The following is a 22,987-nucleotide window of genomic DNA, read 5'->3' as shown; positions in this document are numbered from 1 at the left end:
AGATTGAATAGCATCATTTCTATTTTAGTCATGATCAACGCGCCATCCTGGCAGTTGACTGCTAGACTTTGCCCCCAACCCCTCCCTTTCCGGCATGGAACATGAAACGACTTCCCGATCTTGAAGCCTGGGCCATCTTCGCCAAAGTAGCCGAATGCGGTTCCTTCGCCCGCGCGGCCGAGGAACTCGCGCTGTCGCAGGCCACCGTGTCCAAGGCGGTGACGCGGCTGGAAGCGAGGATCAAGGCCACGCTGCTGCACCGCACCTCCCGCCGGCTGGCGCTGACGGCGGCCGGCGACGCCGCGCTGGAGCGGGCGGCGCGCATCCTTGCCGAGGGAGAGGCGGTGGAGGCCGACGTCGCCGAGCAATCCGGCAGCCTGCGCGGCACGGTGCGCGTCGCCGCGCCGATGTCCTTCGGCATCTCCCACCTGGCCCCTTTGTTGCCGGAATTCATGGCGCGCCACCCCGAGGTGGAGCTGGATTTTCACTTCAGCGACGAACAGGTGGACCTGGTGGCGAACCGGATGGACCTGGCCCTGCGCATCGCCTCGCCGGCCGATTCCAGCCTGCTGGCCAGGCGCTTGTGCGCGGTGCGCATCCTGCTGGTGGGCGCGCCCTCGTATTTCGAGCGCCACGGCAGGCCGGCCGATCCAGGCGAGCTGGCCGGGCACCGCGCCCTGCGCTACAGCAACGCGCAAAACCGCCATTGGCGCTTCCGCCATGCGGAGAAAGGAGAGTTCGCGCTGGAAGTGCCGACGGCGCTGCGCGTCAACAACGCCGAAGCGCTGGCGCCGGCGCTGCGGGCCGGGCTGGGACTGGCCTTGCAGCCGGAGTTTCTGGCCTGGGAAGACCTGCAGGCGGGCCGCCTGGAAGCGGCGATGCCGGGCTGGGAGGTCGATCCCATCGCGCTGTACATCCTGACGCCGCCGGGACGCGGGCGGCCGGCGCGCGTGCAAGCGCTGATCGACTATCTGGCGGAAAAACTGGCCGGCGCGCCCTGGGTGCGGATGGAAGACGACGCCGGCTGACGGGCAAAACAAAGCCCCGCTAGAGGCGGGGCCGATTTTCGAAGATCGCGGCCTTACAAATCGTCGGCGGTGAAGAACAGCGGCACGCCGTCCCGGCTTTCCGCCTGCAGCTCCGCCAGCACATGCACGTCGCGCACATGGCATTCGCGCATCAGCTCGCGGAAGTTCTCTTCTATCAGCTTGACGTTGTCCAGCGACGCCAGCGGCCAGACGAAGCCTTCCCAATTGCGCTCATCGCCCTTGGCCGACAAGGTGAAGTGCAGCTCGCCGTTGTCGTGAGCGGACAGAATCGCCACCGGGTCCTTGTCCAGCTCGCGCAGGCGGCGGATCTGGCTGCTGGCGAACACCTGCAGCGCCACTTCGAAGCGGGCGAAGTTGCCGGCCACCAGCGCCTGCATCGCCGGCAGCGGCGGACGGGCGATCGGGAACAGCGTCACGCCTTCGGTCTTCAGCTGCTCGCCGAGGAATTTCATCACCGGCATGCCCCAGGCGCCGACCAAGCCGCCCAGCTTCACTGGCGGCTCCGCGCCGTCGCGCAGGATCGCCGCGCCCAGCAGATAGCGCAGGAATACGCCCTCTTCCTTCACCGTGATCGGCGCCGGCTGGCTAGGCAGGCCATTGCGCGCGTCGGCGCCCTGGCGCGACATCTCGTACAGTTTGACCGCGTCGAGGCCGGTCAGGCTGTCCGGGTGCAGCAGCGCGCCGCCCAGCGCGGCGTCGCCGTCGGCGAACACGCCATGCCGGCGCAAGAGATCGTTCAGGCCATCGATATCGGCGATTTCGGCCGGCAGCGTCGCCTGCTCGCGGCTGCCCGCCACCAGCACCAGCGGCAGCGCGAACAGCGCCACATTGGCGCTGCCGCCTTCCACGGTCTGGCGCAAGGCGTCCCATACCACCTGGTAGCAGGCCTGGGACGGCACCATCGCCAGCGCGACGGAGATGGACAGCAGCTCGCGGCGCTGCAGCATTTCGTCCATCGCGCCCGCCAGCCCTTGGCGCCACATTTCGCGGTCATCCGCATTCGGCGCGTCCAGCACCGACTGGGCGTGATGGATCAGGCGGTTGGTCAGGGAAACCTGCGGGTGGTACTGGCGCGGATCGGGAAGAATATGGCGGACGGCGTCCATGGTGCTGACATCCTGCAACTATCGAAAGCGCCTATTGTGGCACAGCCGCCACGTTCTTGCGCGGAGGGAAGCGAGCCATGCCAACGGGCTGAAGCAATGGAAAATCAGGCATTCCAGCAGGCAATGTATCAAGGCGCGACAAAAACTTACATTTCTCGACATTTTCGAAAACGCACATGTTGACACTCGGTACCGCAATCCGGATAATCCGTTCTCGTTGAGATGCAGCAATTGCTTCTTGATAGTTTCTCCTCTATTTCTCCTTTGTAGACTTGGCGCGGGCCGTAAGGCACCGCGCATTTTTTTTGCCCGCCCGCCACACAAACACTCCCAAAAATATTAAAAATCATTGCTGTACGGACATTCCGTCACAATGGAACCGCCAGAAGCCTCCCGCCCCGCAGCTTGCGGCGCAAGCGGCAGCGCCTCTTTTTCATCGCTGTTCAACAGTCTATCAAAATGCCATTGGTGTATAATTGAAAATATATCAATTCCATATGCATTTAACAGATATTTCATTTTCGAAACAAAACGAATCTTCGGCGGACAGTATTGTTCGGTTTTTCACGAAGTGAACCGAACAACCTAGAGAAAAAGCTTGAAGGGGAATACTTGGACGGACCGCGCGCGGCTTGACGAGTTCCCAACTGTCAGACAACGCAGGCGCATGCTAACAGGATCACGCTGCGGCATTATGACAATAATCAATACCCAATAACTTTCGCCCCACCCAGACCGGCCTCCCCATCCGCCGGCCCGGGAACCGCCATCCTTGCCGCGCGGTCTCAGACCTTCTCCTCGCCCAAACCTTTCCACATGCCGATACACAGCCTCCATCTCGCCGGGTTTCGCTCGATACGCAAGCTGACGCTTGAATTGGACTCGCTCAACGTTGTCGTCGGCCCCAATGGTTGCGGCAAATCGAATCTGTACAAGGCCATCCAGTTGCTGCATGCGGCGTCCGAAGGCCGGCTGTCCGCCGCGCTGGCCCAGGAAGGGGGCGCGCAGAAGGCGATGTGGGCCGGCGGCGCCCGCCGCGGCGACAAGCCGCGCGCGCCGAAACGGATGATCCTGTCCGCCCGCCTGGACGACTACGACTACGAACTGCAACTGGGCTACCCGGAACCCAGCCTCAGCCTGTTCTCGCTGGACCCGCTAGTGAAGGAGGAAAGCCTGTGGCTGGCCGGGCACGGCCGGCGGCCTTCCACGCTGCTGCTGGAGCGCCGCAACCAGGCCGCTTTTCTCTGCGGCGTGGAAGGCGAGCGGAACAGCTACCCGGCCAGCCTGCGCGCCGAGGAGTCCATCTTCGGCCAGCTGGCCGAGCCGCACCGCTATCCGGAACTGTCCCAAATCCGCGAGACACTGCGCAACTGGCGCTTCTACCACGAGTTCGCCGTCTGGCCCGGCTCGCCGCTGCGCGCGCCTCAGGTCGGCATCCGTTCGCCGGTGCTGGCGCACGACGGCGCCAATCTGGCCGCCGCGTTCCAGACCATCGTCGAGATCGGTGATCGCGAGCTGCTGGACAGCATGCTGGCCGACGCTTTCCCCGATTGCCGCTTCCTGGTGGACACGCAGCAAGGGCGCTTCCAGATGCTGATGCAGCGCGACGGTCTGCTGCGGCCGCTGGAGGCCGCCGAGCTGTCCGACGGCACGCTGCGCTTCCTATGCCTGGCGGTGGCGCTGCTCAGCCCCCGGCCACCCGCCTTCATGGCCTTGAACGAGCCGGAAAACAGCCTGCATCCGGCCTTGCTGCCGGCGCTGGCGCGGCTGATCGCCGAGGCCAGCCGCCACAGCCAGCTGTGGGTGACCAGCCACTCGCCGGAATTGGCCGAGCGGATCCGCCGCCACCGACCGCTGAAAACCTTCCAGCTCGCCCAGCAGGATGGCGAAACCCTGCTGCGGAACGACTGACACCCCTCGCATCGACCAAGCCGCCTCCAGGCGGCTTTTTTGCATGCCATTTTTAAGAAAATTCGCCGATTTTATACAACATGCCAATCAAGTAACGCGATATGCGGGGAACTCCGGTCATATGGTCAAGGTCCTACCCCTGTCTTGTTTATTTTATTCAACACTATGTGTAAAAAATTCTTCTCCCCTCTGCTCGTTGCCTGGCTGATCCTGATGGCGGCCATCGTCTGTGAAATCGTCGGCACCTCGTTCATGGCGGTCGCCGCCCGCAGCGGCGGCTATCTGGGCTATGTCTGGATGTCGCTGGCGCTGGCGCTGTCCTACTATTTGCTGTCCCTCGCGCTGCGCGCGATCTCGGTCGGCGTCGCCTACGCGGTGTGGGAAGGTTTGGGCCTGGTCGGCCTGACCGCGGTCAGCGTCTGGCTGTTCGGCGAAAAGCTGGTGCCGCAGGAAGTGTTTGGCCTGGGCCTCGCGCTGCTGGGCCTGGTCTGCGTGACAATGGGCGAAACCCATGATGAGGAGGCCGCGGCATGAAAACCGTTTACCTGTTGTTCGTGCTGGCCTCCGCGCTGATAGAAGTGGGCGCCAACCTGATGCTGGAAAAATCAGACGGTTTCCGCCGCCGCGCCTGGGGCATAGGCGCCATCCTGCTGGTGTGGCTGGCCTTCGCGCTGCTGGGCCAAGCGGTAAAAGGCATGGATCTAGCCATCGCCTACGCCTTGTGGGGCTCCATCGGCATTCTCGGCACCGCCATCGGCGGCCGCCTGCTGTACAAGCAAAAACTGAAGCCGATCGGCTGGGCCGGCATCGGCATCGTCGCGGCGTCGGTGGTGACCTTGTCCACCGTGTAAATCAGCCAGGCCCGAAAATTCCACCGTCCCGAGCGGGACAGCGGCGAAATTTTCAGGCCCGCCTGGAACAAAAAAGGGGGAGGCGCTTGGCCTCCCCTTCTATTTCGGCGTGTCGCCTTAGGTGCGTCGCCCCTGGCGGGGTGACGCACCCTACGCTTTATTTATTTGCGTTCCACTTGCGACACATCGCGCACCGCGCCGGTGTCGGCGCTGGTGGTCATCGCCGCGTAGGCGCGCAAGGCCGGGCTGACCACGCGTTCGCGACCGACGGGCTTCCAGGCGTCGCGGCCCCTGGCGTCCATCGCGGTTCGGCGCTTGGCCAGCTCCTCGTCAGACACCGCCAGATGGATGCGGCGGTTGGGGATGTCGATCTCCACGGTGTCGCCCTCTTGCGCCAGGCCGATCGCGCCGCCTTCGGCCGCTTCCGGCGACGCGTGGCCGATGGACAGGCCGGAGGTGCCGCCGGAGAAGCGGCCGTCGGTCAGCAGCGCGCAGGCCTTGCCCAGGCCCTTGGACTTCAGATAGGACGTCGGGTACAGCATCTCCTGCATGCCCGGGCCGCCTTTCGGCCCCTCGTAGCGGATGATGACAATGTCGCCGGCGACGATCTGGTCGGCGAGAATGCCCTCCACCGCCGCGTCCTGGCTTTCGAAGATGCGGGCGCGGCCGGTGAATTTCAGTATCGATTCGTCGACGCCGGCGGTCTTCACGATGCAGCCGCGCTCGGCGATATTGCCGTACAGCACCGCCAGGCCGCCGTCCTGCGAGTAGGCGTGGGCCTGGTCGCGGATGCAGCCGTCGGCGCGGTCGTCGTCCAGCGTCGGGTAGCGCATGCTCTGGCTGAAGGCGATGGTGGTGGCCACGCCGCCCGGGGCCGCGCGGAACAGGCGGTGCGGCTCGCTGCCTTCGCCGTGGCGCATCACGTCCCACTGCTCCAGCGCCGAGCCCAGCGTCGGGCTGTGCACGGTGGCGACGTCGCGGTGGATCAGGCCGGCGCGGTCCAGCTCGGCCAGGATGCCGATCACGCCGCCGGCGCGGTGAACGTCCTCCATATGGTATTTCTGCGTCGCCGGCGCCACCTTGGACAGGCACGGCACTCCGCGGCTGATGCGGTCGATGTCGGCCATCTTGAAATCGACGCCGGCCTCGCTGGCTGCGGCCAGCAAGTGCAGCACAGTATTGGTCGAGCCGCCCATCGCCACGTCCAGGCTCATCGCGTTCTCGAAGGCCTCTTTGGTGGCGATGCCGCGCGGCAGGATGGAGAAGTCCTCGCCCTCGTAATGGCGCTTGGCCAGCTCGACGATCAGGCGGCCAGCCTTGAGGAACAGCTCTTTCCGGTCGGCGTGGGTGGCCACCAGGCTGCCGTTGCCGGGCAAGCTCAGGCCCAGCGCCTCGGTCAGACAGTTCATCGAGTTCGCCGTGAACATGCCGGAGCAGGAGCCGCAAGTGGGACAGGCGGAGCGCTCGACGCGGTCGACGTCCTCGTCGGACACCGCGCTGTTGGCGGCCTCCACCATCGCGTCCACCAGGTCCAGCTTGCGCACTTCGTTGCCCCACTGCACCTTGCCGGCCTCCATCGGCCCGCCGGAGACGAACACCACCGGGATGTTGAGGCGCATCGCCGCCATCAGCATGCCGGGGGTGATCTTGTCGCAATTGGAGATGCACACCAGCGCGTCGGCGCAGTGGGCGTTGACCATGTATTCCACGCTGTCGGCGATCAGGTCGCGGCTGGGCAGGCTGTACAGCATGCCGCCGTGGCCCATGGCGATGCCGTCGTCGATGGCGATGGTGTTGAATTCCTTGGCGACGCCGCCGGCTTTTTCTATCTCGCGCGCCACCAGCTGGCCCATGTTCTGCAGATGCACGTGGCCGGGCACGAACTGGGTGAAGGAGTTGGCGATGGCGATGATGGGCTTGCCGAAGTCGGCGTCTGTCATTCCGGTGGCGCGCCACAGCGCGCGGGCACCCGCCATATTGCGGCCGGCGGTGGAAGTGCGGGAGCGGTATTGAGGCATGATGCATCCTTAATCGGTAAACAAAACCGGTCGTCGTTCCGTCACGCCAGCAGGGTAAGCTGGCGGCGGTTGGTCCGCGGGTGCCGGGTGGACCAACCATGATGCCGCATCGCCGCGGGTGAGCGGCGCGACGGCGGGGAACGCTTTCCGTATAATCTCGTCACATTTCTTTTACCGCAAACGCACATCACTGACAAATGCTGATTCATCCTCAGTTCGATCCGGTGGCTATCCACCTGGGCCCGCTGGCCGTTCATTGGTACGGCCTGATGTACCTGCTGGGCTTCGCCCTGTTCCTCACCATGGGCAAATACCGCCTGAAAAACGGCAACGACGTGCTCACCGTGCCGCAGCTGGACGACATGCTGATGTACGGCGCGGTCGGCGTGGTGGTGGGCGGCCGCCTGGGCGAGGTGCTGTTCTACCAGCCCGGCTACTACTTCAGCCATCCGCTGGAAATCTTCATGGTGTGGAAAGGCGGCATGTCCTTCCACGGCGGCTTCCTCGGCGTGCTGATCGCGGTGGCGATCTACGGCCGCAAGGTGGGCCGCGGCTTCTGGCAGCTGACCGACTTCGTCGCGCCGCTGGTGCCGCTGGGCCTGGCCGCCGGCCGCGTCGGCAACTTCATCAACGGCGAGCTGTGGGGCCGCGTGGCCAGCCCGGACCTGCCGTGGGCGATGCTGTTCCCGCAGGCTCGGATGGAGGACATCGCCGAGGCCCAGCAATCGGCCGACCTGATGAACATGCTGATGCAGTACGGCGGCCTGCTGCGACACCCGTCGCAGCTGTACGAATTCGCGCTGGAGGGCATCGTGCTGTTCGGCGCGCTGTGGATCTACAGCGCCAAGCCGCGCGCCACCGGCAAGGTGTCGGCGCTGTTCCTGATCGGCTACGGCCTGGCCCGCTTCATCAGCGAATACTTCCGCAATCCGGATGCCGGCATCTTCGGCAAGTCCGACGTGATCAGCATGGGCCAGTGGCTGAGCCTGCCGATGATCGTGATCGGCATCGGGCTGCTGGTATTCTTCGGCCGGCGCAAACAGGGCTGAGCGTTTTGATGCGAAGGGCCGGGACATCCCGGCCTTTTTTGCGCCCGGCAAACGCGACACGCCAGCTTTAAAACAAATTCCGGAATATATAACTAATTTTTTATAATTTCTGGATATTAATTCATTCGGATAAGATGGCGGCAATCAGCTTCACATCGGCAAACAACCCTACAAGGCTCGCCATGAAAAAGACCATTGCCCTCGCACTCGCCGTTGCCCTGACTTCCACCGCCGCCCTGGCCGACCGCCTGGATGACATCAAGAAAGCCGGCGTGCTGCGCGTCGCCGCCTTCGACAGCAACCCGCCGTTCGGCTTCCTGGACGCCAAGACCCGCCAGATTTCCGGCCTGGACGTCGACGTGGCCCAGCATATCGCCAAGAAACTGGGCGTGAAGCTGCAACTGATCCCGACCAACCCGGCCAACCGCGTGCCGTTGCTGGTGTCCGGCAAGGCCGACATCGTCGCCGCCAACTTCACAGTCACCGACGAGCGCAAGAAGCAAGTGGACTTCAGCCTGCCCTACTTCGCCTCCGGCCAGCAGTTCATCGTCCGCAAGGGCGCGCTGCAGAAGCCGGAGCAGCTGGCCGGCCTGCGCGTAGGCGTGGACAAGGGCACCACCCAGGAAGTGTACCTGCGCGACAAGTACCCGAAGACCACCGTCGTCGCCTATGACGACACCCCGCTGGCCTTCACCGCGCTGCGCAACGGCAACGTCCAGGCCATCACCCAGGACGGCTCCAAGCTGGCCGCGCTGTTGGCCAACGCGCCGGACAAGGCCAAGTACGAACTGGCGCCGTTCACGCTGACCCGCGAATTCCAGGCCATCGGCCTGCCCAAGGGCGAGGCGCGGCTGACCAAGGTGGTCAACGAGACGCTGCGCGAACTGGAAAAGAGCGGCGACGCGGCCAAGATCTACGACCATTGGTTCGGCCCCAAGACCAAGGCGCCGCTGCCGCGCGACTTCAAGATCGGCGACGCGGCCTGATCCCAGGCTCGTCCCGCCTCGCAACCGCCGGTTCCCGCCGGCGGTTTTGCCGTTTCGACGTTCGGTAGAAAGACACACGCATGACCCCACCCGCCTGGCTCGGCCACAACTGGCTGGAGCCGCACTATCTCGTCTGGCTGGGCAAGGGCGCGCTGCTGACCGGCTGGCTGTCGCTGCTGGTCATCGCCGCCGCCAGCCTGCTCGGCGTCGCGCTGACCGCGCTGCAGGACGGCGGCCCGCGGCCGCTGCGGCTGGCGACGCGGCTGTTCCTGGAGCTGCATCGCAACACGCCGCTGATGGTGCAGCTGCTGCTGTGGTATTTCGGCGTGTCCGGCCTGCTGCCGGACGAGGCGAAAATCTGGCTGAACACGCCGCGCGCGTTGGCGCTGCCCTTCGGTCTGGCCCTGCCGTGGCCGTCGTTCGAATTCCTGGCCGCCTTCACCGCGCTGACGCTGTACAGCGCCGCCTTCATCAGCGGCGAATTGCAGGCCGGGCTCAACGCGGTGCCCAAGGGCCAGCGGCTGGCGGCGCGCGCGCTGGGCATGAGCGGCTGGCAGGCGCTGGGCCTGGTGGTGCTGCCGCAAGCCTGGCAGCTGGTGAAGCGGCCCTTGGTCGGCCAGTACACCGCCATCGTCAAGAACACCTCGTTGACGATGGCCATCGGCCTGGCCGAGCTCTCTTACGCCTCGCGCCAGGTGGAGACCGAAACCCTGCTGGCCTTCCAGTCCTTCGCCGCCGCCACCGCGCTGTATCTGATCCTGGTGCTGATCACCCAATTGCTGGCCCAGCGGCCGGAGCCTGAATGGAGAACACTGCGATGATCCCGCCGGTGATACAGGACAATCTCGACTACCTGCTGTGGGGCAACCTGTCCGGCGGCGAGCCGGGCGGCCTGCTGCTGACTGCGGCGCTGAGCCTGGCCGCGGCATTGCTGGCCAGCGGGCTGGGGCTGATGCTGGGCATCGCGCAGCTGATGGGCGGGCCGGCGCTGCGCCGCGCGCTGGCCGCCGCCACCGCGGTGCTGCGCGCCATCCCGGTGCTGATGCTGATCTTCTGGTGCTATTTCCTGCTGCCGCTGCTGTTCGGCATAGACGTTCCCGGCCTGCTGACGGTGATCCTGGCGCTGGCGCTGATCCACTCGGCCTATCTGGGCCAGGCGGTGCTGGCCGGCCTGACGGCGGTGGGCCGCGGCCAATGGCACGCCGGACTGGCGCTAGGCTTCTCCCGCTGGCAGACGCTGCGCTGGCTGATCCTGCCGCAGGCGCTGCGCATCATGCTGCCCTCCTTCGTCAACCAGTGGGTGTCGCTGCTGAAGGACAGCTCGCTGGCCTACATCGTCGGCGTCGCCGAGTTCACCTTCGTCGCCACCCAGGTCAACAACCGCGAGCAGGTTTATCCGCTGGAGATATTCAGCGCCATCGCCGTCGGTTACCTGCTGTTGTGCGGCCTGCTGCAGTTGCTGGGGCATTGGGGCGCGCGGCGCTGGCGGCAGCCGCTGGCGCAGCCGTAGCGCTTCAAGGCGGCGGCGTTTTCCGCTAAGGTGGCGCTGTTTCCCCACCCCTTTCATGCCATGCATCCACCACATGCGGCGAATGACCGCGGCTTCTGGCGCATCCTGCTGGTTTTCCTGAAGCTGGGCCTGACTTCGTTCGGCGGCCCGATCGCCCATCTCGGTTATTTCCGCGCCGAATTCGTCGAGCGCCGCCGCTGGCTGCCGGAGCGCGACTACGCCGACCTGGTGGCGCTGTGCCAGTTTCTGCCGGGACCGGCCAGCAGCCAGGTCGGCATGGCGCTGGGCCTGTCGCGCGGCGGCCTGGCCGGCGCGCTGGCCGCCTGGCTGGGCTTCACGCTGCCGTCGGCGCTGCTGATGCTGCTGCTGGCGCTGGGCCTGTCGCATCACGCGCAGGCCGTTCCGCCCGGCGTCTTGCATGGACTGAAGCTGGCCGCGGTGGCGGTGGTGGCGCAGGCGGTATGGAGCATGGCTCGCCAATTGTGCCCGGACCCGCCGCGGCTGACACTGATGGCCATCGCCTGCTGCCTGGCCTTGCTGATCGCCGCGCCCTGGCTGCCGCTGGCCGTCATCGCGCTGGCCGGCGCGGCCGGACGCCTGTGGCTGGCCGCTCCCGCCCCGGGCGTTTCCATTGCCGACGACGCTACGACGCCCAGCCGCCGCCGCGGCGCGATCTGGCTGGCGCTGTTCTTCGCGCTGCTGGCAGGCCTGCCGCTGCTGGCCGCGGCCTGGCCCGGCTACCGGCTGGCCTTGTTCGACGCCTTCTACCGCAGCGGCGCGCTGGTGTTCGGCGGCGGCCACGTGGTGCTGCCGCTGCTGGAAACCGCGTCCGTCGCCAGCGGCTGGGTGCCTAGGGACGCCTTCCTGGCCGGCTACGGTGCGGCGCAGGCGCTGCCCGGCCCCTTGTTCGCCTTCGCCGCGTTTCTCGGCGCCGCCGGCGACGGCAGCTGGCAAAGCGGCGCGCTGGCGCTGGTCGCCATCTTCCTGCCCGGCTTCCTGCTGCTGGCGGGCGCGCTGCCGTTCTGGCGCCGGCTGCGCGCCGCGCCCGCCGCCCAATCTGCGCTGGCCGGCGTCAACGCGGCGGTGGTGGGCCTGCTGCTGGCCGCGCTGTACCACCCGGCCTGGAGCAGCGCGGTGCGCGCGCCGGCCGATTTCGCCGCCGCTCTGCTGGCTCTGCTGGCGCTGGCCGCATGGAAGCTTCCTCCCTGGCTGGTGGTGGGCCTGTGCGCGGCGACCGGATGGCTGATGCTGTAAGCGCCGCGAACCAAACTTCGCAGAGAACCTGAACACAGGCAGTGTCGGTCATACGACAAGGAGGCGCAGCTCAGGATCAGAAGTTTTGTTAGCGGGTCTAAATGGAAAAGCCCGCCTGAAGGCGGGCTGAGATGACTGGCGTGGTAGCCGATCAGTCCAGATATTTCTTGAAGAACTGCTCCATCGCGCCATAGGCGGCGAAGCGGTTTTCCTCGTTGTGGAAGCCGTGGCCTTCGTTGTCCTTGACGATGTACTCGACGTCCACGCCGCGCTTCTTCAACGCGTCGACGATCTGGTTGGACTCGTTGATGTTGACGCGCGGGTCTTTGGCGCCCTGCAGCACCAAGAGCGGCGACTGGATGCGGTCGACGTGGAACACCGGCGAGCGCTCCCGCAGCAGTTCCTTGTCCTTCTCCGGATTGCCCACCATCTCGTACATCGAATCCAGGAACGGCTTCCAGTACGGCGGAATGGTGGTCATGAAGGTGAACAGGTTGGACACGCCGACGTAATCCACCGCGCAGCGGTACAGTTCCGGCGTCTTGGTGATGCCGGACAAGGTGGCGTAGCCGCCGTAGCTGCCGCCGTAGATGCACACCTTCTTCGGATCGGCCACGCCTTGCTTGACCAGCCAGTCTACGCCGTCGGTGACGTCGTCCTGCATCTTGCCGCCCCACTCCTTGAACGAGGCTTCCCAGAACTGGCGGCCATAGCCGGTGGAGCCGCGGAAGTTCATCTGCAGCACCGCCCAGCCGCGGTTGGCAAAGAACTGCACTTCCGGATTGAAGCGCCAGCTGTCTCGAGCCCATGGGCCGCCATGCGGATTGACGATCACCGGCAGGCCCTTGGCGTCTTCCTTGCCCTTTGGCAGCGTCAGGTAGCCGTTGATGGTCAGGCCGTCGCGGCTCTGGTACTGGATGGGTTTCATGGCGGCCATCTTGTCGGCCGGCAGCCATGGCGTGATCTCGGCCAGCAACGTCAGCCTGTCGCTCTTCTTGTCGTACAGATAGCGCTTGCCCTGGGTCTTGTCGTTCCAGGCCGCCACCACGAAGCGGTCTTCGTTGCGGTTGCCGGAGGTGATGTCGACCTGATAGCCCGGGAAGTGGGACTGCAGCTTGGCGTACAGCTCGCGCGATTGCGGATCGAAGCACTCGCGGCCCGGCTTGTCGGTTTCGAAACCGGCGCAGGTGATGACCTTGCGCTTGTGCGAGTAGTTGAGGCCGTCCACGTCCACATCATTGCGAGCGTAGATTTCCTTGATCTCCTTATTGGTCTTCGGGTCGTACTCGACGATGGCGGTCTTGTCGCGGCCCAGGTTGCTGGCGGCGTAGAAACGCTGGTTGTCGAAGGTGAAGAACAGCGGCGAGAAGCTCTCGCGGAAGGTGGTGGAAAGCAGCTTGCGGAACTTGCCGCCCGGCTGGTCGCGGTACAGCACGGTATTGTTGACGCCGTCGGTCTCGATGGCGATGCGGATATTGCCCTTGTGATCGCTTTCCCAACTGGTGACCTTGCCCGGGTTTTCCGCCTCCAGCGTCAGCTTGCCGGTTTGCAGATCGATGCGATAGACGTCGAAGATTTCCGGGTTGCGCTTGTTCAAGCTGATCAGCAGCTGCCTGTCGTTGTCGACCAGGCCGTCGACGATCTCGGCGCGCACGCCGGGAAACGGCGTCAGATCGCGGGTCTTGCCGCTTTTCAGGTCCACGCTGTACAGGTGGAAATTCTCGTCGCCGGCATTGTCCTTGACGTAGACCAGCCTGTCGTTGCCCTTCCAGAAATAGCCGGACAGGTCGCGGTCCTTGATCGCGGTGACGCGCTTGTCAGGCTGGCCTGGCCGACGCACCACGATGTTGCGGCGCGACTCCCACGGCGACAGGAAGGCCACGCTCTTGCCGTCCGGCGATACCGTGAAGTTGCTTTGCTCGGGATTGCGGAAAAAGTCGCGCAGCGGGATGTCCGCCGCCAGCGCGGAGCCGGACAATAGCGACGCCAGCAGCACAGTCAGAGTTTTCGTTTTCAACGCGGTTTCTTTCTTGGTGAGGACGTGGAATCCGGCCAGCGCTGCGGCCCGGTGCCAAGCGCGGCATGCGCGCGGAAAATGATGTTACCGCCAGGCCATCTCGGCATCAATATGCGAATTGAATTTATATTAACTAAAACTTTCACAACAAAAACCACAGATAAAAAGCAGGAAAAACCCCGTGTTTGACAGCCATCAAGCAGGATGAATCAGGCAACCAGAAAGCAGCGGCACAAGGCGTAAGCTGGCGCGATCCTCACTCCCGGAGCATACGATGAGCCGCCTCCTCCCTTCGCTGACATTTCTCGCCGCCGCGCTGGCCAGCCTGCCCGCAGCCGCCTCGCCCGCCGCGCCGGACTACGTCGATCCCGGCCAGTTTCTCCAGTCCGCCGGCCAGCGCGTGCTGCCGCCGGACATCCCCTGGAGCGGCAAGAGCCAGCGGTTCGCCGTCGCCAAGGACGATCCGTGGGCCACGCCGCTGGAAGCGTCCGGCTTCGCCCACACGCCCCCCTACCCGGAGACGCTGGCCTATCTGCAAAGGCTGGCGGCGGCGAAACCGGACCTGATCCAGTTGACCGCGCTGGAGGAAAAAACCGGCGAAGGCCGGCCATTCATGATGGCGGTGGTCTCCAGCAGCGCCGACAAGTCGGCCGCCGGGCTTAAGGCTTCCGGCAAGCCGACGGTCTACATCGAGGCCGGCATCCACCCAGGCGAGGCCAACGGCAAGGATGCCGGCCTGATGCTGCTGCGCGACCTGACCGTGGGCGGCGCCCAGCGCGCCTTGCTGGACAAGGTGAACATCCTGTTCGTTCCCACCGTCAACATCGACGGCGACGTGCGCTACGGCAAATACGGCCGCATCAACCAGAACGGCCCCGACGAGACCGGCTGGCGCGTCAACAGCCGCAACCTCAACCTGAACCGCGACTTCGCCAAGCTGGACAGCCCGGAAATCCGCAACGTGGCGCGCGCGCTCGGCCAATACCAGCCGGACTTCTTCATCGACACCCACAGCACCGACGGCGTCAACTACCGGTACGACGTCACTTACTGCAACAACGGCCAGGGCTGGTCGCCGGCATCCAGCCGCTGGATGGACCAGGTGATGACGCCCTATGTCTACCGCGAGCTGCGCGCCTACGGCCACGAGCCCAATGTCTGTATCTCGATGAACGACAACGAGGACATCAGCAAGGGCTACTACCCCTACTACAGCGATCTGGCGCGCTTCTCCAACCAGTACGCCGACGTGCGCGGCATCCCCGCCATCCTGGTGGAACTGCACGCGCTCAAGCCGTACCGGCAGCAGGTGCTGGGCAATTACGCGCTGTACAAAGCCATCCTGGAAAGCGTGGCCGCCAACAAGGACAGCCTGCGCGCCGCCATCGCCCAGGACCGCGCGGCGCGCCCCAAGAACGTGACGCTGACCTGGAAAGCGGCCGATGGCCAGCCGCAGATGGTGGACTTCAAGGGCGTGAAATTCGACAAGGCGCAATCGCCGGTCACCGGCGACAAGATCGTGCGCTGGAGCAACCAGCCGCAGAACTACAAGATCCCGATCACGCCGCAGTCCGAGCCCGACCTGGTCGTCGCGCGGCCCAAGGCCTACGTGGTGCCGGCGCAATGGCGGGAAGTGATAGAGCGGCTGAAGACGCATGGCATCGCGATGAGCACGCTGGAGCAGCCGACCGCGCTCGACGTCACCGCCTACCGGCTGGACGAGGTCAAGCTGGGCACGCCGTTCGAACCGGACCGCGAGTCGGCCGACAAGATTCCCGGCTACGAAGGCCGGCTGCTGATCAGCGGCAAGCCGGTGGCGATGCCGCGCAAGGTCACTTATCCGGCTGGCTCTGTCGTCATCGATCCCGATCAGCCGCTAGGCGCGCTGGCCATGGTGCTGCTGGAGCCATCCAGTCCAGACTCCTTCCTGAGCTGGGGCTTCTTCAACGCCAACCTGACCTCGGCGGAAGCGCCGGAAGCCTATGTGATGGAGCCGATGGCGCGCCGCATGCTGGCCGAAAGCCCCGCGCTGCGCCAAGCCTTCGCCGCCAGGCTCAAGGCCGACCCCAAATTCGCCAAGGACCGCAACGCCCGGCTCAACTGGTTCTACGAGCGCACGCCGTTCGCCGACAGCAACCGCTACCTCTACCCGGTGGGCATCATCCGCTGAGCACGCTCCGGCCGCCCGCCACGGCGACCGGGTCTACAATGCAGGTGTCGGCGAACGGCATGCCCGCCGACGGCGCGACTCAACCGTGATCCGTCTCCAGGAGGCCCCGCGATGCAAGGCTACCAACTGTCGTTCTTCACCCAGCAGGGACACCGCCATCACGGCGTGCCGCTAGCGGAATGGATCTTGCAGGAAGCCCGCAGGCTGGGCATAGGCGGCGCCACGCTGTTCGCCGCCAGCGAGGGCTTCGGCGGCGACCGCCGCATCCACGCCGCCCGCTTCTTCGAATTGGCCGACCAGCCTGAGGAAGTGACGATGGCGCTCAGCGCGCAGGAGGCCGAGCAATTGCTGGACCGGCTGCGCGGCGAGGGCGTCAAGGTGTTCTACGTGAAGACGCCGGTGGAATACGGCATGCTGGGAGAGAAGTAAGACCGACATTCGGCTCAGGGCGGCCGAGAATGGCGAAGACCGCCCCCCAGGCCTGGCGGAGCGGTCTCGACGCGGAAAATCAGAACGTCACATCGAAGCCGGCATCGGCCACCGCCGCCGCCAACTCCTCCGGTGACACCGTCGCGGCGTCGTAAGCCACGCGCGCCTGCTTGTCCTCCAGGCTTACCTGGGCGTCGCTGACGCCGGCCATGCCGCTCAGCAAACCGGTCACGCTCTTCACGCAGCCGCCGCAGGTCATGCCGTCTATGTTCAAAATCAGTTCTGCCATGTTCATCTCCATCGTGGTAAGGGTTGATTGCAAGCCTCAGCGCCAGCGGCGCAGCAGCAAAGAGTTGGACACCACCGACACCGAACTCGCCGCCATCGCCGCGCCTGCGATCACCGGATTCAGCATGCCGGCGGCCGCCAGCGGAATGCCCAGCACGTTGTAAACGAAGGCGAAGGCCAGGTTCTGGCGGATCTTGGCCAGGCTGGCGCGCGACAGGCGGATGGCGTCCACCGCGTGCGCCAGATCGCCATGCATCAGCGTGATGTCCGCGGCGGCGATGGCCACGTCGGAGCCCGCGCCCATCGCCAGGCTGACGTCGGCCGCAGCCAGCGCCGGCGCATCGTTGACGCCGTCGCCCAGCATCGCCACCTTGCAGCCCTGCTGTTGCCAATCCTTGACCACGCCGGCCTTGTCCTGCGGCTTCATGCCGGCGCGCCACTCTGTGATGCCGGCTTCGGCGGCGATGCTGCGCGCGGTGCTTTCGTGGTCGCCGGTCAGCATCACCACCTTGACGCCCAGCCTGCGCAGCGCTTCCACCGCCGCCTTGGAACTGCCCCGCAGCGGATCGGCCAGCGCCAGCAGGCCCAGCGGCTTGTCGTCCAGGCTGACCGCCACCACCGTGCATCCTTCCAGCGGCCAGGCGGACGCTTCGGCCGGCAGGTCCAGGCCGATCCAGGACGGCACGCCCGCCTTGACCGCGCCCACGCCCGGCAGCGCGGCCTCGACGCCGTTGCCGACGTCGGCGCGGAAACGCTCGCAGGCCAGCAAGGGCAGCTCCAGCTCTTTCACCCGCTGCAGCAAGGCGTGGGCCAGCGGATGCTCGGAGCCGGCTTCGGCGCTGGCGGCCAGCTGGATCAGCCGGTTTTCGTCGCCGTCGAACGCCAGCGCGTGGCGCAGCGTCGGCCGGCCCTCGGTCAGCGTGCCGGTCTTGTCCACCAGCAGCACGTCCACCTTGCCGGCCTGCTCCAGCGCCGCGGCATTGCGGAACAATATGCCGCGGCGCGCGCCATTGCCCACTCCCACCATCACCGCGGTCGGCGTGGCCAGGCCCAACGCGCAGGGGCAGGCGATCACCAGCACCGCCACCGCGTGGATCAGGGCCTGCGCCCAATCGCCTTCCAGCCAGCCGGTCAATGCAAAGGTCAGCAACGCCACCGCGCTGACCGCCGGCACGAATACCGCCGAGATGCTGTCGGCCAGACGCTGGATCGGCGCCTTGCTGCCCTGGGCCGCCGCCACCATGCGCACGATCTCGGCCAATTGGGTATCGCCGCCGACGCCGGTGGCGCGCACCTTGAGCATGCCGTCCTGGTTGCGGGTGGCGGCGTAGACCTTGTCGCCGGCCTGCTTGGCCACCGGCCGGCTCTCGCCGGTCAGCATGCTCTCGTCCAGCCAGGCCTGGCCGTCCACCACCTCGCCGTCCACCGGCAGGCTGTCGCCGTGGCGCACCACCACCACGTCGCCGCGCTGCAGCTTGTCCACCGCCACCTCGACCAGCTCGCCGCCGCGCTCGACGCGGGCGGTGCGGGGCGCCAGCTTCACCAACGCGGCGATCGCCGCCGAGGTCTTGCCCTTGGCCCTCGCCTCCAGCAGCTTGCCCAGCAACACCAGCGTGATCACCGCCGCGCTGGCCTCGAAATACACGTGCTGGTCCTCCAGCCCCAGCAAGGTCACCGCGGCCGACAACAGCCAGGCCATGCTGGTGCCCAGCGCCACCAGCACGTCCATATTGGCGACGCCGCCGCGCAGCGCCTGCCAGGCGCCGCGGTAAAAGCGCCAGCCGACAATGAACTGCACCGGGGTCGCCAGCGCCAGCTGCCACATCCTGGGCAGCCAGCCGTGATGGCCGCCGGCGAACATCGCCGCCATTTCAATCAGAAAAGGCAGCGTCAGCAGCGCGGATGCGGCGAACCACGCCAGCTCGCGGCGGTAGCGGGCGGCCGCCTCGGCCTCGCCGCCACCGTCCTCGCGCGGCGAGGGCTCGAAGCCGGCCTTGCGCACCGCCTCCAGCACCCGGTCTCGCTCCGTCAGTCCCGGCAGGTAATCGATCCGCGCCGACTCGGCGGCGAAATTGACGCTGGCCTCCACGCCCGGCAATCGGCCCAGCGCCTTTTCCAGCCGGGCCGCGCAGGCGGCGCAACTCATGCCGCCGATGCCCAGCTCCAGCGTCTGGCGCGGCACGTCGAAACCGCAGCGGACGATGGCGTCCACCAGTTGCCGCGGGTTGGTTTGGTCCGGGTCGTAGCGCAGCTGGGCGCTTTCGTTGGCGAAGCTGACCGCCGCTTCCACGCCGTCCATGCGGTTCAGCTGCTTCTCGATGCGGGCCGCGCAGGCGGCGCAGCTCATGCCGGCGACCGGCAGCGTCAACAGGGATTGTGTCATCGCATCCTCCTGCCCTCGTTATACCCCAGTGGGGTATTAAACGCAAGCGCGAAAAGCCCCGTCGCCCCTTTACCGGCGGGCCTGCCCGTGTTAACAAGATGGAAGACGACAACAACAAGGTAGTCCCATGCCCCTGAAACGTTATGGTGCCGACTGCGCATTGCTGGTGGTGGATGTGCAGAACAGTTTCTGTCCCGGCGGCGAACTGGCCGTGCCGGGCGGAGACGAAGTGGTGCCCTTGATCAACCACCTGTCGCTGCTGTTCGAAAACGTGGTGCTGACCCAGGACTGGCATCCGGCCGGGCACGTGTCGTTCGCCTCCCGCCATCCCGGCATGCAGCCCTTCCAGAACCTGGACCTGCCCTACGGCCCGCAGACGCTGTGGCCGGACCACTGCGTCGCCGGCAGCCATGGCGCCGATTTCCACCCCGAACTGGAGACCGAGCATGCCCGGCTGATCGTTCGCAAGGGCGTCCACGCCCAGGTGGACAGCTATTCCGCCTTCGTCGAGGCCGACCGCGCCACCACTACCGGCCTGGCCGCCTACTTGAACGCGCTGGGCGTCAAAAAGGTATGGCTGGCGGGCCTCGCCACCGATTTCTGCGTCGCCTGGAGCGCCATCGACGCCCGCGCCGCGGGTTTCGAGACTTTCGTGGTGGAGGATGCCTGCCGAGCGATCGACATGGACGGTTCGCTGGCCGAAGCCTGGATGGAAATGCGCCAGGCCGGCGTCAAGCGGCTGCGATCCGACGAGGTGTAAAACAGAATCAGCCGGTGCATTGCCGGCTGATTGACATGATTCGCTATCAGAAATGGTGGTGGGTGCCCGCCTGCTTCATGATCTCATCGGCGGTATGCCTGGACCGAATGCTGCTATCCACCGGTAATTTCGTATTTGTGACGGGGCTATACCAGATTTCGTGGTCGCCTTTCCCTTGGCGATCAAAGCTGCAGCCATGTTCCTTCAACTTTTTCTTTACCGCAGCGGTAAAGTCAGTCACAAATTACCTCGGTTGAGACCTGTTCCGATTTCAGGCGAAAACGAATCTCCCCCTCGGGCAATGGCTGATCATTCAGCTCCAGCAACTCCGGAATGCGAGCCTTAAGCATGGCTACCAGTTCCTCACGCGTAGCCGCCTCTGCAACCAGCCCTCGTACATCTTTACTGCTGGCCACCCAAACACTAGCCTCATCATCCCAGATTGCATGAACCGAAAACGGTTTCATGGCTCTCTCCCGAAATTCTCAATAGAATCAATAGTCTATTGAAGATTCGATTCATGATGGCACCGTGAAGATGGAGCGTCAAATCCACCGCCGCTTCCAGAACCACCAGCCCATGCCGGCGGAAATCCCGCCCATCGCCAGCAGCACCACGTAGTAGCCGTAACGCCACTTCAGCTCCGGCATGTTCTCGAAGTTCATGCCGTAGATGCCGGCGATCAGCGTCAGCGGCATGAAGATCATCGTGATCACCGTCAGCACCCGCATCTGCAGATTGAGCCGGTGCGACTGGGTGGACAGGTAGAGGTCCATCATGTCGCCGACCATCTCGCGGTTCATTTCCAGCGATTCCAGCACGTGGACCACGTGGTCGTAGGCGTCGCGCAGATAGACGCGGGTATCCTCGCCGAAGCGCTCCTCGTCGCCGCGGTTCAGCGACAGCAGCACCTCGCGCAGCGGCAGCAGCGCGCGCCTGAGCTTCAGGCAATCGCGCTTCAGCCGCTGGATCTGGCGCAGCACGCCGTTGTCGCGCCCGGCCAGCAACTGGCCGTCGGTGCGCTCCACCTTGTCGTTGAACTGGCCGAGCACGCCGAAGTAGTCGTCGATGATGGCGTCCAGCAGCGAATAGGCCAGGTAGTCGGCGCCGCGCCGGCGCAACGCGCCTCGGCCCTTGCGCAGCCGCTCGCGCACCTGCTCGAACACGCCGGTGGGCTTTTCCTGGAACGACAGCACGAAGCCGTCGCCCAGCACCAGATACATCTGGTCGGATTGCAGCCGCCCGCCCTGCTGGTAATCGAACACGCGGCAGGCGAGGAACAGATAGTGTTCGTAGTCTTCCAGCTTGGGCCGCTGGCGGGCGTTGAGAATGTCCTCCTGCACCAGCGGGTGCAGACCGAAGCGCTCGCCTATCGCCTGGATGGCGGCGGCGTCGCTGAGACCGTAGACGTTGAGCCACAGCACCTCGCCGCGGCGGCGGTAGCTCGCCAGATTGGCCAGCGGCAGGTCGGCGAGCTCGATCGCCTCGTCGGCGCAGAAATCGAACAGCGACAACTTGGTGCCCGCGTGCTTGGCCTCGCCCACCGGCAGCAGCGTTCCCGCCTGTTCGCCCAGCGTCGGCAGCCTCTCCTTCAGTTCCGGATGGCGCATGGCCGGCCTATTTCTGCACGATGTCGAGCTGGAAGCCGACATTCTTCCACTGGTTCACTTCCTGCTGGAAGCTGCTGGCCGACAGCGGGTTGGCCTCCAGCCAGTCTCCGCTCAGCGACAGCGTGAAGCCGCGCGCATGCTGCCGCAGGTCCAGCTCGGCCGGCAGCGCGGCGTTGATGCGGCTGCGATAGAACAGCACCGCCACGCGCAGCGCCACCACCGCCTGCCACAAGGCTGGCTGGCTGATGTATTGCGCCATCTTGCCCATATCGCCGCGGTGGCCCAGCACGATGGCGGCCAGCGTGGCCTGCTCGCGCTTGGAGAAGCCCGGCATGTCGGCGTTCTGCAGGATATAGGCCGAATGCTTGTGGTAGGCGGTGTGGGCGATGGTCAGGCCGATCTCATGCAGCTTGGCCGCCCACGACAGGCGCTTGAGCATGTCCTGGTCGACGTCCTCTCCGGCCAGCATCCGGTACAGGCGCTCGGCCAGCTGGTTGACGCGCTCGGCCTGCTGCGTGTCGGCGTGGTAGCGGCGCTTGAACAGCGCCACCGTGCTGTCGCGCATGTCCTTCTCGCGCTGGCGGCCCAAGAGATCGTAGAGCACGCCGTCGCGCAGCGCGCCCTCGGTGACGATCATCTTCTCGACTTCCAGCTCCTCGAACACCGCGATCATGATGGCGAGGCCGCCGGCCAGCACCGGCGCGCGGTCGGCCTTCAGGCCGTTTACCTTGACCGCGTCTATGCTGCCCTGCTTGATCAAGACTTCTCGCAGCAGCTCCATGCCGGCCAGGGTGATGTCGGCGCGGCTCCAGTCGTTGATCTCCAGCACGTCGCGCAGCGAGCGCGCGGTGCCGGAGGTGCCGACGGCGAGCTGCCACTCGCTGGGGCGGTATTCGTGGCGGATGCGCTGGATCTCGTTGCGAGCGGCCAGCGTGGCGTCGCGGAAATTGCCGCGGGTCAGCTTGCCGTCCGGGAAAAAGCGCATCGTGTAGCTGACGCAGCCCAGCGGCAGGCTTTCGGTGACCAGCGCCTTGTAATGGCTGCCGATGATGAATTCGGTGGAGCCGCCGCCGATGTCCACCACCATCCGGCGCTCCTTGGTGTCCGGCAGCGAGTGGGCGGCGCCCAGGTAGATCAGCCGCGCCTCTTCGCGCCCGGCGATCACTTCGATCGGGAAGCCCAGCCGCTCCTCGGCCTCGGAGATGAAGGCCGGCGCGTTCCTGGCCACGCGCAGCGTGTTGGTGCCGACCACGCGGACCTGGGCCGGCACAAAGCCGCGCAGCCGCTCGCCGAAACGGGCCAGGCAGGCCAGCGCGCGCTCCTGGGTGTCGTCGTTCAGGTGTTTGTCTGCGGTGAGGCCGGCGCCCAGGCGCACGGTTTCTTTCATCACGTCCAGGGCGTACAGCTGGTCGTCCACCACGCGGGACACTTGCAGCCGGAAGCTGTTGGAACCCAGATCGATGGTGGCCAGCACGGTGTGCGGGGGCGTGGCGTGTGTCAAGGACACCCCTTTTCTTGTTCGGTTGCGCCCGCGGGGCCGCAGCGGAGCGAACAATGCCCTGCGCGCCCGGCAAGCAAAATGGCGGTAACCGCGAG

General features: G+C 65.7%; 22 protein-coding genes. 12 read left to right on the top strand and 10 right to left on the bottom strand.

The features are described 5' to 3' along the window. The first annotated feature begins 101 nt into the window (after positions 1-101). Positions 102-1,028, top strand: coding sequence for a LysR family transcriptional regulator (locus tag BKX93_RS19325; RefSeq protein ID WP_070980944.1), 927 nt, complete (start codon positions 102-104; stop codon positions 1,026-1,028). A 53-nt stretch (positions 1,029-1,081) separates the two neighbouring features. Here BKX93_RS19325 and BKX93_RS19320 read toward each other — a convergent pair whose 3' ends face one another. Beyond that, positions 1,082-2,155: a hypothetical protein gene (locus tag BKX93_RS19320; RefSeq protein WP_070980942.1), complete on the bottom strand. Its 1,074-nt coding sequence runs from the start codon at positions 2,153-2,155 to the stop codon at positions 1,082-1,084. 339 nt (positions 2,156-2,494) lie between these two features. Further along, positions 2,495-2,674, bottom strand: a complete 180-nt coding sequence (locus BKX93_RS24850) for a hypothetical protein (RefSeq protein WP_145929341.1) — start codon at positions 2,672-2,674, stop codon at positions 2,495-2,497. A 297-nt stretch (positions 2,675-2,971) separates the two neighbouring features. Between BKX93_RS24850 and BKX93_RS19315 the strand changes: the two genes are divergently transcribed. The 3 genes from BKX93_RS19315 to BKX93_RS19305 all read left to right on the top strand — a co-directional run bounded on the left by BKX93_RS19315 (position 2,972) and on the right by BKX93_RS19305 (position 4,917). Further along, entirely contained in the window at positions 2,972-4,066 is a 1,095-nt protein-coding gene (locus tag BKX93_RS19315) for an AAA family ATPase (protein WP_070980939.1), read from the top strand. Positions 4,067-4,231: 165 nt separating this feature from the next. After that, positions 4,232-4,600, top strand: coding sequence for a DMT family transporter (locus tag BKX93_RS19310; protein ID WP_070980937.1), 369 nt, complete (start codon positions 4,232-4,234; stop codon positions 4,598-4,600). Further along, on the top strand, positions 4,597-4,917 hold the full coding sequence (locus tag BKX93_RS19305) for an SMR family transporter (RefSeq protein WP_070980935.1): 321 nt from the start codon (positions 4,597-4,599) through the stop codon (positions 4,915-4,917). Before BKX93_RS19310 ends, BKX93_RS19305 begins: the two co-directional genes overlap by 4 nt. A gap of 161 nt (positions 4,918-5,078) precedes the next feature. Here BKX93_RS19305 and ilvD read toward each other — a convergent pair whose 3' ends face one another. Further along, entirely contained in the window at positions 5,079-6,935 is a 1,857-nt protein-coding gene (gene ilvD, locus BKX93_RS19300; RefSeq protein WP_046167460.1) for a dihydroxy-acid dehydratase, read from the bottom strand. Positions 6,936-7,132: 197 nt separating this feature from the next. On the opposite strand from ilvD, the gene lgt reads away from it, so the two are divergent. The 5 genes from lgt to chrA all read left to right on the top strand — a co-directional run bounded on the left by lgt (position 7,133) and on the right by chrA (position 11,734). After that, positions 7,133-7,984 (top strand): prolipoprotein diacylglyceryl transferase, encoded by an 852-nt coding sequence (lgt, locus tag BKX93_RS19295; RefSeq protein WP_046157284.1) that lies wholly within the window; start codon positions 7,133-7,135, stop codon positions 7,982-7,984. Between the two features lie 182 nt (positions 7,985-8,166). Beyond that, a complete protein-coding gene (locus BKX93_RS19290) occupies positions 8,167-8,970 on the top strand; it encodes an ABC transporter substrate-binding protein (RefSeq protein WP_046157285.1) in 804 nt (267 codons plus the stop codon). Between the two features lie 80 nt (positions 8,971-9,050). After that, the gene (locus BKX93_RS19285) at positions 9,051-9,791 is read left to right on the top strand and encodes an amino acid ABC transporter permease (RefSeq protein WP_046157286.1); all 741 of its coding nucleotides are present in this window, start codon (positions 9,051-9,053) and stop codon (positions 9,789-9,791) included. Beyond that, entirely contained in the window at positions 9,773-10,480 is a 708-nt protein-coding gene (locus BKX93_RS19280) for an amino acid ABC transporter permease (RefSeq protein WP_235429285.1), read from the top strand. The genes BKX93_RS19285 and BKX93_RS19280 overlap by 19 nt, the downstream gene beginning before the upstream one ends. A 60-nt stretch (positions 10,481-10,540) precedes the next feature. Further along, entirely contained in the window at positions 10,541-11,734 is a 1,194-nt protein-coding gene (gene chrA, locus BKX93_RS19275) for a chromate efflux transporter (RefSeq protein ID WP_070980933.1), read from the top strand. Between the two features lie 151 nt (positions 11,735-11,885). Here chrA and BKX93_RS19270 read toward each other — a convergent pair whose 3' ends face one another. Next, positions 11,886-13,751 carry a S9 family peptidase gene (locus tag BKX93_RS19270; RefSeq protein WP_046167463.1) on the bottom strand — a complete coding sequence of 622 codons (1,866 nt, stop codon included), beginning with the start codon at positions 13,749-13,751 and terminating at the stop codon, positions 11,886-11,888. Between the two features lie 274 nt (positions 13,752-14,025). Here BKX93_RS19270 and BKX93_RS19265 point away from each other — a divergent pair, with 274 nt between their 5' ends. Both BKX93_RS19265 and BKX93_RS19260 read left to right on the top strand, forming a co-directional pair. Continuing rightward, positions 14,026-15,921, top strand: coding sequence for a M14 family metallopeptidase (locus tag BKX93_RS19265; protein ID WP_070980931.1), 1,896 nt, complete (start codon positions 14,026-14,028; stop codon positions 15,919-15,921). Positions 15,922-16,032: 111 nt separating this feature from the next. After that, the gene (locus BKX93_RS19260; protein ID WP_046157291.1) at positions 16,033-16,350 is read left to right on the top strand and encodes a DUF190 domain-containing protein; all 318 of its coding nucleotides are present in this window, start codon (positions 16,033-16,035) and stop codon (positions 16,348-16,350) included. Positions 16,351-16,429: 79 nt separating this feature from the next. Here BKX93_RS19260 and BKX93_RS19255 read toward each other — a convergent pair whose 3' ends face one another. Together BKX93_RS19255 and BKX93_RS19250 are read right to left on the bottom strand one after the other, a co-directional pair. Next, positions 16,430-16,639 carry a heavy-metal-associated domain-containing protein gene (locus BKX93_RS19255; RefSeq protein ID WP_046157292.1) on the bottom strand — a complete coding sequence of 70 codons (210 nt, stop codon included), beginning with the start codon at positions 16,637-16,639 and terminating at the stop codon, positions 16,430-16,432. A 36-nt stretch (positions 16,640-16,675) separates the two neighbouring features. Beyond that, positions 16,676-19,021, bottom strand: a complete 2,346-nt coding sequence (locus tag BKX93_RS19250) for a heavy metal translocating P-type ATPase (protein WP_046157293.1) — start codon at positions 19,019-19,021, stop codon at positions 16,676-16,678. Positions 19,022-19,148: 127 nt separating this feature from the next. Between BKX93_RS19250 and pncA the strand changes: the two genes are divergently transcribed. Continuing rightward, positions 19,149-19,781, top strand: coding sequence for a bifunctional nicotinamidase/pyrazinamidase (pncA, locus tag BKX93_RS19245; RefSeq protein WP_046167466.1), 633 nt, complete (start codon positions 19,149-19,151; stop codon positions 19,779-19,781). Between the two features lie 46 nt (positions 19,782-19,827). Here pncA and BKX93_RS26015 read toward each other — a convergent pair whose 3' ends face one another. From BKX93_RS26015 to ppx, 4 genes are all read right to left on the bottom strand, one after another. Next, entirely contained in the window at positions 19,828-20,022 is a 195-nt protein-coding gene (locus BKX93_RS26015) for a type II toxin-antitoxin system HicA family toxin (protein WP_083340606.1), read from the bottom strand. Beyond that, the gene (locus BKX93_RS19240) at positions 20,015-20,248 is read right to left on the bottom strand and encodes a DUF1902 domain-containing protein (RefSeq protein ID WP_070980929.1); all 234 of its coding nucleotides are present in this window, start codon (positions 20,246-20,248) and stop codon (positions 20,015-20,017) included. Before BKX93_RS19240 ends, BKX93_RS26015 begins: the two co-directional genes overlap by 8 nt. A gap of 78 nt (positions 20,249-20,326) precedes the next feature. Next, positions 20,327-21,391, bottom strand: a complete 1,065-nt coding sequence (gene corA / locus BKX93_RS19235) for a magnesium/cobalt transporter CorA (RefSeq protein WP_070980927.1) — start codon at positions 21,389-21,391, stop codon at positions 20,327-20,329. 7 nt (positions 21,392-21,398) lie between these two features. Further along, on the bottom strand, positions 21,399-22,892 hold the full coding sequence (gene ppx / locus BKX93_RS19230; protein WP_244887280.1) for an exopolyphosphatase: 1,494 nt from the start codon (positions 22,890-22,892) through the stop codon (positions 21,399-21,401). Positions 22,893-22,987 lie beyond the last annotated feature (95 nt).

The organism is Chromobacterium vaccinii (genome assembly GCF_001855275.1).
GTDB lineage: Bacteria > Pseudomonadota > Gammaproteobacteria > Burkholderiales > Chromobacteriaceae > Chromobacterium > Chromobacterium vaccinii.
Note: the sequence above shows the minus strand (reverse complement) of the source record. Positions and strands in the feature narration are given on the sequence as shown.